The organism is Rheinheimera marina (genome assembly GCF_042654345.1).
Classification (GTDB): domain Bacteria; phylum Pseudomonadota; class Gammaproteobacteria; order Enterobacterales; family Alteromonadaceae; genus Pararheinheimera; species Pararheinheimera marina.
In genome coordinates, this window is sequence record NZ_JBHSGB010000012.1 from 246,802 (window position 1) to 257,278 (window position 10,477).

The 10,477-nt window shown below is 48.5% G+C and carries 15 protein-coding genes; 7 read left to right on the forward strand and 8 right to left on the reverse strand.

Features of this window, described 5'->3' with window-relative positions:
* Window positions 1–21: 21 nt before the first annotated feature.
* Genes ACFO3I_RS14420 through ACFO3I_RS14435 form a run of 4 tightly spaced genes read right to left on the reverse strand, consistent with a single transcriptional unit; the run spans window position 22 to window position 2,459 of the window.
* Window positions 22–522, reverse strand: a complete 501-nt coding sequence (locus ACFO3I_RS14420; protein WP_377335065.1) for a phosphatase domain-containing putative toxin — start codon at window positions 520–522, stop codon at window positions 22–24.
* Between the two features lie 18 nt (window positions 523–540).
* Window positions 541–1,569, reverse strand: a complete 1,029-nt coding sequence (gene arsB, locus ACFO3I_RS14425; protein WP_377335067.1) for an ACR3 family arsenite efflux transporter — start codon at window positions 1,567–1,569, stop codon at window positions 541–543.
* A 2-nt stretch (window positions 1,570–1,571) separates the two neighbouring features.
* The gene (locus tag ACFO3I_RS14430; RefSeq protein ID WP_377335069.1) at window positions 1,572–2,054 is read right to left on the reverse strand and encodes an arsenate reductase ArsC; all 483 of its coding nucleotides are present in this window, start codon (window positions 2,052–2,054) and stop codon (window positions 1,572–1,574) included.
* A 51-nt stretch (window positions 2,055–2,105) separates the two neighbouring features.
* On the reverse strand, window positions 2,106–2,459 hold the full coding sequence (locus ACFO3I_RS14435; protein ID WP_337880273.1) for a metalloregulator ArsR/SmtB family transcription factor: 354 nt from the start codon (window positions 2,457–2,459) through the stop codon (window positions 2,106–2,108).
* A gap of 194 nt (window positions 2,460–2,653) precedes the next feature.
* Between ACFO3I_RS14435 and ACFO3I_RS14440 the strand changes: the two genes are divergently transcribed.
* The 4 genes from ACFO3I_RS14440 to ACFO3I_RS14455 all read left to right on the forward strand — a co-directional run bounded on the left by ACFO3I_RS14440 (window position 2,654) and on the right by ACFO3I_RS14455 (window position 6,125).
* Window positions 2,654–2,917, forward strand: a complete 264-nt coding sequence (locus ACFO3I_RS14440) for a permease (RefSeq protein ID WP_377335072.1) — start codon at window positions 2,654–2,656, stop codon at window positions 2,915–2,917.
* A complete protein-coding gene (locus tag ACFO3I_RS14445) occupies window positions 2,907–3,059 on the forward strand; it encodes a hypothetical protein (RefSeq protein WP_377335074.1) in 153 nt (50 codons plus the stop codon). Before ACFO3I_RS14440 ends, ACFO3I_RS14445 begins: the two co-directional genes overlap by 11 nt.
* Before the next feature lie 257 nt (window positions 3,060–3,316).
* The gene (locus ACFO3I_RS14450) at window positions 3,317–4,795 is read left to right on the forward strand and encodes a SulP family inorganic anion transporter (RefSeq protein ID WP_377335076.1); all 1,479 of its coding nucleotides are present in this window, start codon (window positions 3,317–3,319) and stop codon (window positions 4,793–4,795) included.
* A 118-nt stretch (window positions 4,796–4,913) separates the two neighbouring features.
* Window positions 4,914–6,125, forward strand: coding sequence for an IS256 family transposase (locus tag ACFO3I_RS14455; protein WP_377335078.1), 1,212 nt, complete (start codon window positions 4,914–4,916; stop codon window positions 6,123–6,125).
* Between the two features lie 11 nt (window positions 6,126–6,136).
* Here ACFO3I_RS14455 and ACFO3I_RS14460 read toward each other — a convergent pair whose 3' ends face one another.
* Both ACFO3I_RS14460 and ACFO3I_RS14465 read right to left on the reverse strand, forming a co-directional pair.
* Window positions 6,137–6,595 (reverse strand): Arm DNA-binding domain-containing protein, encoded by a 459-nt coding sequence (locus ACFO3I_RS14460; protein ID WP_377335080.1) that lies wholly within the window; start codon window positions 6,593–6,595, stop codon window positions 6,137–6,139.
* Entirely contained in the window at window positions 6,588–6,824 is a 237-nt protein-coding gene (locus tag ACFO3I_RS14465) for a hypothetical protein (RefSeq protein WP_377335082.1), read from the reverse strand. Before ACFO3I_RS14465 ends, ACFO3I_RS14460 begins: the two co-directional genes overlap by 8 nt.
* A gap of 149 nt (window positions 6,825–6,973) precedes the next feature.
* Here ACFO3I_RS14465 and ACFO3I_RS14470 point away from each other — a divergent pair, with 149 nt between their 5' ends.
* From ACFO3I_RS14470 to ACFO3I_RS14480, 3 genes are all read left to right on the forward strand, one after another.
* On the forward strand, window positions 6,974–7,171 hold the full coding sequence (locus ACFO3I_RS14470; protein WP_031569333.1) for a helix-turn-helix domain-containing protein: 198 nt from the start codon (window positions 6,974–6,976) through the stop codon (window positions 7,169–7,171).
* Between the two features lie 77 nt (window positions 7,172–7,248).
* Window positions 7,249–7,902, forward strand: a complete 654-nt coding sequence (locus tag ACFO3I_RS14475; RefSeq protein ID WP_377335084.1) for a DUF6988 family protein — start codon at window positions 7,249–7,251, stop codon at window positions 7,900–7,902.
* A gap of 488 nt (window positions 7,903–8,390) precedes the next feature.
* On the forward strand, window positions 8,391–9,284 hold the full coding sequence (locus ACFO3I_RS14480; protein WP_377335086.1) for a hypothetical protein: 894 nt from the start codon (window positions 8,391–8,393) through the stop codon (window positions 9,282–9,284).
* Window positions 9,285–9,319: 35 nt separating this feature from the next.
* On the opposite strand, the gene ACFO3I_RS14485 is transcribed toward ACFO3I_RS14480, so the two are convergent.
* Both ACFO3I_RS14485 and ACFO3I_RS14490 read right to left on the reverse strand, forming a co-directional pair.
* A complete protein-coding gene (locus ACFO3I_RS14485; protein ID WP_377335088.1) occupies window positions 9,320–9,910 on the reverse strand; it encodes a hypothetical protein in 591 nt (196 codons plus the stop codon).
* 14 nt (window positions 9,911–9,924) lie between these two features.
* Window positions 9,925–10,365 carry a helix-turn-helix transcriptional regulator gene (locus ACFO3I_RS14490; protein WP_465269145.1) on the reverse strand — a complete coding sequence of 147 codons (441 nt, stop codon included), beginning with the start codon at window positions 10,363–10,365 and terminating at the stop codon, window positions 9,925–9,927.
* Between the last annotated feature and the right edge of the window lie 112 nt (window positions 10,366–10,477).

The following is a 10,477-nucleotide window of genomic DNA, read 5'->3' on the forward strand; positions in this document are numbered from 1 at the left end:
TGTCCTCAAAAATGGCTGCGCTCAACGGGCAGCCAGTTGATTAAAATATTCGACATGCGGCGGCAGTGTGAGCGCATAAGGTCGCAGCGCCTGCACCCTGCTTTTCACCTTGTCTTTGCTATAGCCTCGTTCCAGCAAAATTTGCGCGGCTATTAAACCTGTCCGGCCAGAGCCGCCTTTGCAGTGGATGGCAACCGTTTTGCCTTCGTTCAGCAGTTGATGCACCAGCGGGCCTGCTTGTTGCCAGGCTGAGGCGAAATCTTCAAGCGGTGCGTGGTCATCTTCAATCGGACAATGAAACCACTGCAGCCCATGGGCATTAACCTGCGCCTCTAAATCGGCGACCTGCAAACTTTCTAGTTCTGACATCGGATTTAATGAAATCACCGCCGCAGCGCCTGCTTGCAGCAGGATGGCAAGCGCCTCAGCGATGGATGTGCCTTTGGTACCCGGGCAAGGCGTAAAAATCAGGCCTGCAGCAGATTGAGCGTCAAGCGGTAATACATCGTATGGATGAGACATCAGCATTCCTTTATAAAATCAGTTGGATGGAAACCAATGGCGGGTACGGTTGGCAAAAGCGACCAGCGACAACATCACCGGCACCTCGACTAACACGCCAACTACTGTGGCCAGCGCGGCACCTGAATGGAGACCAAACAGCGAAATTGCCACGGCGACCGCCAATTCAAAAAAGTTACTGGCACCAATCATGCCCGCCGGTGCAGCAACATTGTGGGGCAGCTTGAGTTGGCAGCCAGCAAAGTAGCTCAACGCAAAAATGCCATAGGTTTGAATGAGCAGTGGAATAGCAATCAGCACAATGGCCAGTGGCTGGCTGATGATGGTCTGCGCCTGAAAACCAAACAGCAGCAGCACTGTGGCAAGTAAACCAAAGATCGACCATGGCTTGATGCGGCTGGCAAAGGTACGGATCGCCTCCTCACCTGACACTGCATGTCTGGCCAAATAACGTCGGGTGGCAACACCGGCCAGTAGCGGCAATACCACGTACAGCGCGACAGATAACAGCAAGGTTGACCAGGGCACTGTGATATCAGATACGCCAAGCAGCCAGGCGCTGATCGGTGCAAAAGCAACAATCATAATCAGGTCATTTACACTGACCTGTACCAGTGTGTAGTTGGCATCGCCTTTGGTCAGTTGGCTCCAGACAAACACCATAGCGGTGCAAGGCGCAACGCCTAATAAAATCATGCCAGCGATATATTCAGTGGCGGTTTGCGGGTCGACCCAATCAGCAAATAACAGGCGGAAAAACAACCAACCCAGCAGCGCCATGGTAAAAGGCTTGACCAGCCAGTTGATCACCAACGTCAGTACGAGTCCGGTTGGTTTTTTGCCCACATCGCGAATAGCTGAAAAATCCACCTGCACCATCATCGGGTAAATCATTAGCCAAATCAGTAGCGCAATAACGCCATTAACCTGCGCATATTCAAAAGCTGCTACGGCCTGAAATAATGTGGGTTGCCAGAGTCCACCTAATATCCCGACAGCCATCGCCAAAGCCACCCACACCGATAAATACCGTTCAAAAATACCCACGCTCACTCCTTGGTGACTGGAAACCGCTTTTCGATCGCGGCTAACGCTGCACTATCTGCATTAGATGTCATCTGAAACAGTGCTTCTGCACGCTGCTGTAAGGCTTGAAGTAACGCCGCAAACTCCCGTTGTTGTTCGACCTCGCTTAATCCTGCGCGGGTCGGATCTGGCAGTGACCAGTGCGCTTTCACCGCTTTACCAAACCACACCGGACAAGATTCGCCGGCTGCCTGATCGCACACAGAGATCACCAGGTCCGGCGTCATAGCCGCCAAATCATCCCAGCTTTTACTGGTAAGCCCTACGGTATTGATCTGCCAATCCGTCAGGTAGTGCAGCGTCAATGGATGCACCTGGCCTCGTGGCGTTGAACCTGCGCTATAAATTTGCGCCTTCACCCCAAGCGCTTTGGCTACATGGCGAAAAATCGCTTCGGCCAAAATGCTGCGACAAGCGTTATGGCTGCATAAAAACAAGATGTTCATGGGGTGCTCCATCGTGGCAATTGGCCAATGTTTTCTTACTTATGCGTTCAACTAACGTTCCTGACAACAGGCTTTGGCGCGCTCTGGCCGTTCACCCATGGCACACAAATTCTGCATCAGCGGTGTTAACAACTCAGTGTTCTGGGCGCGGGTTTGCTCCAGCGTTTCCGCGGCCCAAGCCGGTAGTTCAGGATTGAGCCGGTAAAACACCCATTGCCCCTGGCGACGGTCTAACAGCACCTTGGCGCTTCGCAGCATCGCCAGGTGACGGGAAATTTTCGGCTGCGATTCATTCAGGGCAGCGGTCAGCTCACAGACGCAAAGCTCGCCTTCCTGCACAATTAACAGCAGTGAGGACAAGCGGGTTTCGTCGGCTAACAACTTAAAGAACTCAACAGGAAGCATGGGGTGAGGCCTCAGATAACTCAGACTGGATGTGATTTAGCGCTGCATAAACTGCTTGGCTGCGGAGTGCACAGCAAGCAATAACACATGCGAATTATCATATATGTGATTTTCCATATGTCAATGCTATGCTGCCATGGTGATGGCTGCAAAACTATTTTCCGCCAGAGCGTACCCGTCAAATTCTGAGTGGCATGAAAGGCTTCAAAGCTAATCTAACCGGAGCACTAGTGGGCACAGTGACGCCATTCTGTTCTTGTTCATCTATTTCCTTATTGATCGGTTTTACCAGTGCCGGTTTGCCGCTTGGGGTGACCTTTTCGTTTTTAATTTCATCGCCTTTAGTGGATTTAGCCTCAGCGATAGTGCTGGCCAGTATCTTTAACTGGCAGGTGGCCATTGCTTATGTGGTGGTCGGTACCGGTGGCTACGTTCATTGGTGTGCCGATGTATGCTGATATTTTTGGTACCTTGCCTGTGGCAGAAGCTCTGGTTGCAAAAGGTGTCGGCTTAGGCACAGTGCTGATTTTTGTCATCGTCGTGACGGGTATTATGGCGATTGGATTTTTGTTTAATGCGTTTAGATTGTGGCTATTCTGAGCCTGTTGCTAAGGCAATTTAAAAAACAGCCTGAGCAACAGGCTCATTCTGTTACAATACGCATCCCCTTGTTCCTTACAGGATTGATACCACCGATGTAGTTGATTGCATAACTCATTCATTTTTGTTCGAGCTCAGATGCTTAATTGGGTTGCGTCAGGCTTTAACACAAATTGGCCCCTGTGCCAGAGTCGCAGTCGTTGCAACTGATTGTATTGATAGATCAGTGTTGCTGATCCCTTGTATTGGATTTTTCTATGATGAATTCCCTCCGACAGCATTGGTTGTCCAATGTTCGTGCTGATGTTTTGTCCGCCATCGTTGTTGCTTTGGCGCTTATTCCTGAGGCGATTGCCTTTTCGATTATTGCAGGCGTTGACCCCAAAGTGGGCTTGTATGCGTCTTTTGCTATTGCCGTGATCACAGCTTTTGCCGGCGGCCGGCCGGCAATGATCTCTGCAGCCACCGGCGCGATGGCGCTGCTGATGATAACCTTGGTGAAAGAACATGGCCTGCAATATCTGCTGGCCGCTACCCTTTTGTGTGGTGTGCTGCAAATTCTGTTTGGTGTATTAAAACTTGGTGAGCTGATGCGGTTTGTCTCGCGATCCGTGGTCACCGGTTTTGTCAACGCCCTGGCGATTTTGATTTTTCTGGCCCAGTTGCCGGAACTAACCCATGTGACCTGGCATGTCTATGCAATGACCGCTGCTGGCCTTGGCATTATTTATCTGTTACCGCTGGTGACTAAGGCAGTGCCATCGCCACTGGTTTGTATTTTAGTGTTGACCGCTATCGCGCTGTATTTTGGCATTGATGTGCGCACAGTGTCTGATATGGGCGAGTTGCCGGACAGCCTGCCGATATTCTTATGGCCAGAAGTCCCACTGAGCTTTGAAACCTTGCAGATTATTTTCCCATATTCATTGGCACTTGCTCTGGTCGGTTTACTGGAATCGCTGATGACAGCAACCATCCTTGATGATTTAACCGACACCAACAGCAACAAAAATCGCGAATGTGTCGGCCAGGGCGTTGCCAATATCGGCTCGGGTTTGCTCGGCGGTATGGCTGGTTGCGCCATGATTGGTCAGTCGATGATCAACGTCAAATCCGGCGGTCGCACCCGCTTATCGACTTTGCTGGCCGGTGTGTTGCTGCTTTGTTTTGCGGTGTTTCTCGGTGACTGGGTGGGTCATATTCCAATGGCAGCTTTGGTCGCAGTAATGATTATGGTGTCGATCAGTACCTTTAACTGGCAGTCGGTCAAAGACATGCGCACCAATCCAAAAAGCTCCAGTATTGTCATGCTCGCCACCGTCGCCATGGTGGTATACAGCCATAATCTGGCATTGGGTGTGTTTGTCGGCGTATTAATGAGCGCGCTGTTTTTTGCCAATAAAATCGGCCAGTTACTGGCGATTGAAACCGCTGTCTCCACTGATGGTCAATGCCGTGTTTATACCGTCACCGGCCAGGTGTTTTTCACTTCGGCCGAGCCTTTTGTGCAAAGCTTTGATTTTAATGAAACCTTGCCCAAGGTGCAGATTGATTTAACCCACGCGCATTTTTGGGATATCACGGCTGTCAGTTCACTGGATAAAGTGGTGCTGAAATTGCGCCGGCAGGGTAAAACGGTGGAAGTGATTGGCCTCAATGAAGCAAGCGCGACGCTGGTGGATAAATTTGCTATTCACAATAAGCCGGAGGCGATTGATCGCCTGCTGCATCATTAACAATGATCTTTTCGCCTGGCCATCCTGCAGCCTACCGCAGCAGGATGGTATCAAGCACGAGAGTGTAAAAAAATCTGTGTAAGTGGCATTCTACCTATGTATTTGAAAGGACATAAGAATGCCAGTATCAGACCAGCTTATCGACCAGTTATTAGCTGACTACAAATCCCCTGAAGACCTGCTCGGTGAGCAAGGTCTCCTCAAGCAGCTCACTAAAAAGCTAGCCGAACGTGCGCTTGAAGCTGAGATGGAGCAGCATCTTGGTTACGCCAAACATGATGCGGCCGGTAAAAATACCGGCAATTCCCGTAACGGTAAAAGCCGCAAAACGGTACGCAGTATCCATGGCGACATCGAGCTCGAAACACCGCGTGACCGCAACGGCAGTTTTGAACCCCAGCTGATTAAAAAAGGTGAAAAACAGCTGGGCGGCTTTGATGAGCGCATTGTCTCGTTGTACGCCCGAGGCATGTCAACCCGTGACATTCAGGCTCATTTCGAAGATGTGTATGGTGTAGAGGTTTCACCCACCTTTATCTCCCAAGTGACCAACGCCGTGCTGGACGAAGTCAAAGCCTGGCAGCAACGGCCGTTAGCGCCGGTTTATCCTATCGTGTATCTGGACTGTTTAGTGGTCCGCAGCCGTGAAACCGGTAGCGTGCAGAACAAATCTGTTTATCTGGCGCTCGGGGTCAATTGCGAGGGTGAAAAAGAGCTGCTGGGCCTGTGGTTAGCGCAAACCGAAGAGGCTAAATTCTGGTTGTCGGTGATGAACGAGCTGAAAAACCGCGGTGTAGAAGACATCTTCATCGCCTGTGTTGATGGCCTTAAGGGCTTTCCGGATGCCATTGAGGCGGTGTATCCGAACACTCAGGTTCAACTGTGTATCGTGCATCAAATCCGCAACAGCCTGCGCTTCGTTAGCTGGAAAGAGCGCAAAGCCGTCGCAGCCGACCTTAAAACTATCTATGGCGCAGCTACCTTACAGCAGGCGGAGCATGCGCTTGAACAGTTTGCTGAGACTTGGGATAAGCAGCATCCGAGCATCAGTAAATCCTGGCGAGACAATTGGACACGGCTGAGCGTCTTCTTTGATTATCCGCCACAAATCCGCAAGGTGATTTACACCACCAACGCGATTGAATCGCTCAATGCCAGCCTGCGTCAGGTCACCAAAACCAGACGGTCATTCCCTAATGATGATGCAGTGTTGAAGTTGTTGTATCTGGCTTTACACCAAATCGCCAAAAAGTGGACAATGCCGCTGCGCGATTGGAAGCCTGCGATGACGCAGTTTATGATCATGTACGGTGACCGTATATCGTTATGATAAACAGCCACTTACACAGAAAAGTTTATAGTCTCGAGTGAGGCGCGAAATTGGATGATGTCCGCTTTAGTGATGCTGCTGATCAGCTTGTTGCCAAAGTATGGTTTCAGCCGGTTTTTGACGATAACTTGCATCGTTTCCTGATAAGAAATTCGCCAGCTCACCGCCATTTCATCCAGCCAGATGTCAGCAAATTCAGTAAACTTTGGCTCTCTACCTGCCGTATTCACCGCCATGCGTTGCTGGGCAATCTTTTCAAACTTGCCAACCAGCTTGCTGTTGGGAAAGTAATTGCTGTAAACGAAGGTGCCCAGCAATATCTCCGCTTCGATTTTCTGCATCAGCCGCGCCAGTGTTTTGCGGTTAGCAGGCGTATCCGGCAGCGCTGTTTGCTCGCGGCAGCGCACGCCGATGTAAGCGAAGTCAAGCAGCAAATTGGGCGAACCGGAACGAACTCTGATACTACCCATGAGCACGTCCTCCATTGGCCATCGGGATCAGCATGGCAGGGAGCGCTTTTGCCATATCACGTTCAATTGCATCCCAAATAAACAGTATTTTCCGGCCTCCAAAAGGTCGGATGTAATGCACGCCCTCCATTAATACCTTGTCTTTCAAAGTTTCACGGATGGTTCGTACGTCGTACTTAATCAAAGACGCCAATTCTTCGGTCGTCAGATAGGTAGCCGTTGTTGCCATGGTATAAACTCCTCGATTGAGTTATCCTAAATAACAGAATCACATTTAAAGAGTTAAAATGTCATCCTGAGTGCAATTTGGCATCGCAAAATGACATTTGCAATAGTTTTTTGCCATTTAAAATGTCATTTTGTCGTTTGAGGTGAATTTTGATTAGATGCCACTTAGCTAAACTGATGGGCGAACACAAGCTGAAAATCGTCGATGTGGCCCGGGAAACCGGCCTGAATCGCAATACAATCACGCTGCTTTACAAAGAAACCGCTCAGCGGGTTGACTTTGAAACCATGGACAAGCTTTGCGAGCTGTTTAATTGTCGCGTTGAAGATTTGTTTGAAAAGGTTTGAGTGTCAGAGATTGAATTGAGGGGCTGTACTGTGGTACTTCTGCGAATGCCGCAAAGGTTCTGAATATTAAGGCATTAATGAATACTGAAACGTATCAGAAGGAACTGGAAAAGCTGCTACCACGCAGCTTTGAGATGTATGACTTTATGGCTGATCATATTAGCAAGCTCGAGCCATATCCAACACTTAAACACCAACTCGCATTCCAATCCGGCATGTTGTGTTTCGAACACGGTCTGGCCATGTGGAGATTAATCAACGAAGGGTTAATGTCTTCGGGATTTGGTTTGATGCGACTGCAATATGAGAGCTTAGTCCGGGGTTTTTGGATGATGTATGCCGAAAATGACGCATGGTTTAACAAGTTGACTGCTGCCGGCAAAATTGGTCCGTCCGAACTGAAAAAGTTAGAGACCCCGATGCTTGCAGATATGTTAAAGAGTCTTGATAACACCCAAGCGCCACAACATATCCTTGCACAGCTGAACGATTTTAGAGCTCTGAACAATACTCCGTTTAACAGTTTTACCCATGGCGGAGTGCTCGCACTTCTCACAAACGGTGTTGGTTTTGAGGCGAAACTCGTCTACGACTCAATTCGTAATGCAAACGCAGTGGCGGCAATCAATGTGCAGATGATGTCGATTCTTACTGAGATACCTGAAGCAATCGAACCTATCAGAGGCATGCATTACAAGTTCGTAGATTGCTTGCCAATCATTCATGCTTAGTGAACACCAGTCTTTCGACCTTTAGCATCCAGCTTAATTCCATTGGATTTTGCTTTCCCTGACAGTTCATCCTTTCCAGCAAATTCTACTGCTTGAGTTTATGTGGCTCACTTCATCAGGTAAGTTGATGACGTCGCCATCTCTAAACAATTCAATAGTATGCCCTACTAACAACTTGTTAAGCCGCTGCTGTGCAGACACTTCTGCAAATGTGGATAAGGCTCTCAACCTGCGCTCAATCAGTAAATAAGCAGGTTTACTGTATAGCCGCCAGGTATTTGGTTGGGTATCCGGTAACAGATAAAAAATACTGTGCTGCAACATAGCTTGGGTGCAGTGGATCTGTCGATTGTTTGCTTGCAGAAAGTGCATGTTTAATGCCTTGCCAGAATAACTTCTACTTTGCCCAGTTTAACACCCGGTGCGACATGTCCTGTCGCGCTGACACTTGATAATAACCACAAGCAGATATTTCTGAGGGCAAGCTGATGTGTGGTTATTGTATTGAACGAAATCTGGTGCTGGATATGTGGCAACGAGGTGAATTCTCAAGCGCCCCCGGCATTGAAGACATCTTTTGTGACAGTTACAGCATAGAATGCCCGGATTTTAGTGCTTTGCTTATACTGCATCAGTCTGGACAACTGCTGTGGCCTGCGATTTTGTTAGTGCGCCTTGCAGCACATTCACTGGTAAAACACCTGACTGACGCTGAGCAGCAACTCCAGATTGCGATGTTAAAAGATGGCGAAGAATGTCACCAAAAATCGGATTGGCCTTTGGTTGACGAGCTGTTATCGGCAATTTATACCGGTCAACAATTACCCTTTGCTGCGATTGACGATTTACCGGCCGAGATAGAGCAACAGCTGCTTGCAGTGCTGCACTGGGCTGTGCCACGTTTTTACCCTGAGGAGTTGGCATGGACTGCAACCGACGATGTTGACGAAGCTTTATTGCTGCAGTATCACCAGCAACATCAGGCTCTGACGGATGAGTTCTACCTTTATTTGCCACAGATCTCTATGGCACTGGAATTTGTGCGGCATTTACAGCCACAACATCCAATCTGGCAGCAGATAGCCTTAAACCCAATCGCCTGTAATATCACTTTTAACGCTTATGAGCTTGCATTTAAACGTTATGCTCAGGTTCATTGTATTGAACAATATGGTATCGATTGGTTTTGGCAGCATTGGCAAACTTTGCCCACAGTGAATATTTTTTATCTCGTAGCACGACTGCACTTCAGTCCTGCAGAGATTATTGCTTTGCAACTTAAACTGGAGAAAGAACATCTTGGCTGTGACATGCAGCTCACCCGCACCGAGTGTATCTCAGCCCTGAATGAGCTTAGCCTGGCGATTGAATTCAGTTTTTAGCGTGCTTCTCTAAGTGATTAGGGGCGGTTGTGGCATTAGCTGTAGTTGTAAGTTACTTCATATATAGCGGCAGTAACTGACTTTCCGTCAGGATGCTCCAGCGAAATTATTTTGGGTTCGTGTAAGCGAATATTCTGCAGGGCTTCTTCGGAAGCAGACATAAGCTGTTCAGGTCTTTCAGATACAACTTTTTCGCTTCGTGCCGTCACGGTGACAAAATAGTTGGTCTCCAGCCGACTACCACTTTGAGCTGCACGGCAGATATTTGCTAAACGGCGGATGTCTGCAGCCATACTACCGGCTTTTACGCCTCGTTTTATCTCAATGACGTGAGCTGGTATTTCTTTTGATTTGGTTAGCAGAACCAAATCAAAGCGGCCATTTTCTCGATCTTGTGGTTCACCACTTGCCGGAACATCCAGATGATTAAGCAGGTCTTGTACACTCATTTCAAAGCGTACTTTAAAGTTATCAAACGCTTCGACCATTGCTTGACCAATAGTGACACCCAGAAAATACTCGGGCATTTTATTCAGTGGCAGACCACAATTCTGCAAAGAATACTTATGTGCATCTCTGATCGCCTGCTCTATAACTTTTAATCTATTGTTTTTGGAGGATTTCATGCTTTTTACTCCTGTTAAGTGCTTGAACCATAACGGCTTAAAGCCGCTGTCAGTTTTTGCTTGATCATATCTCTAAGCTCAATTGGTGCCAGTACTGTCAAATCATTGGCATGCGCTAATAGCCAGTGATTCAGTTGCCAGCCCTTATGCACAGTTGCTGCGATATAAGTCTTACCGTTTTGCTGAGGTTCCAACTTCATATCAGGAGACAAAGGGGTTTCCGTCAGCAGGTTGGCCAGTACTGGCTCCACCTCAAGTTCCAGATACAGCGTTTGACCATTGCTAAATGCCATGGCGCCATCAGCCAGATACTGCTGAAGGTTAAAGTTTTCCAGTACCTTTGAGGGGGCGTCTGTCTGCACAACCCGCAAAAACCTGTGTACGGCAAAACGTCTTGGTTCGTTGTAGCCTTCCACCGTCGCAATCAGGTAACAAACCGGGCCTCGTTGCACCATCGCCAGAGGGTTTGCGTATTTCGGTGAATCCGATCAGCGATTCCGGAGTTATCCGATCACCTGCTAACCGTTCTTTTTCTTGATTCTATTTTTACGCTAAGTGATCGGATTG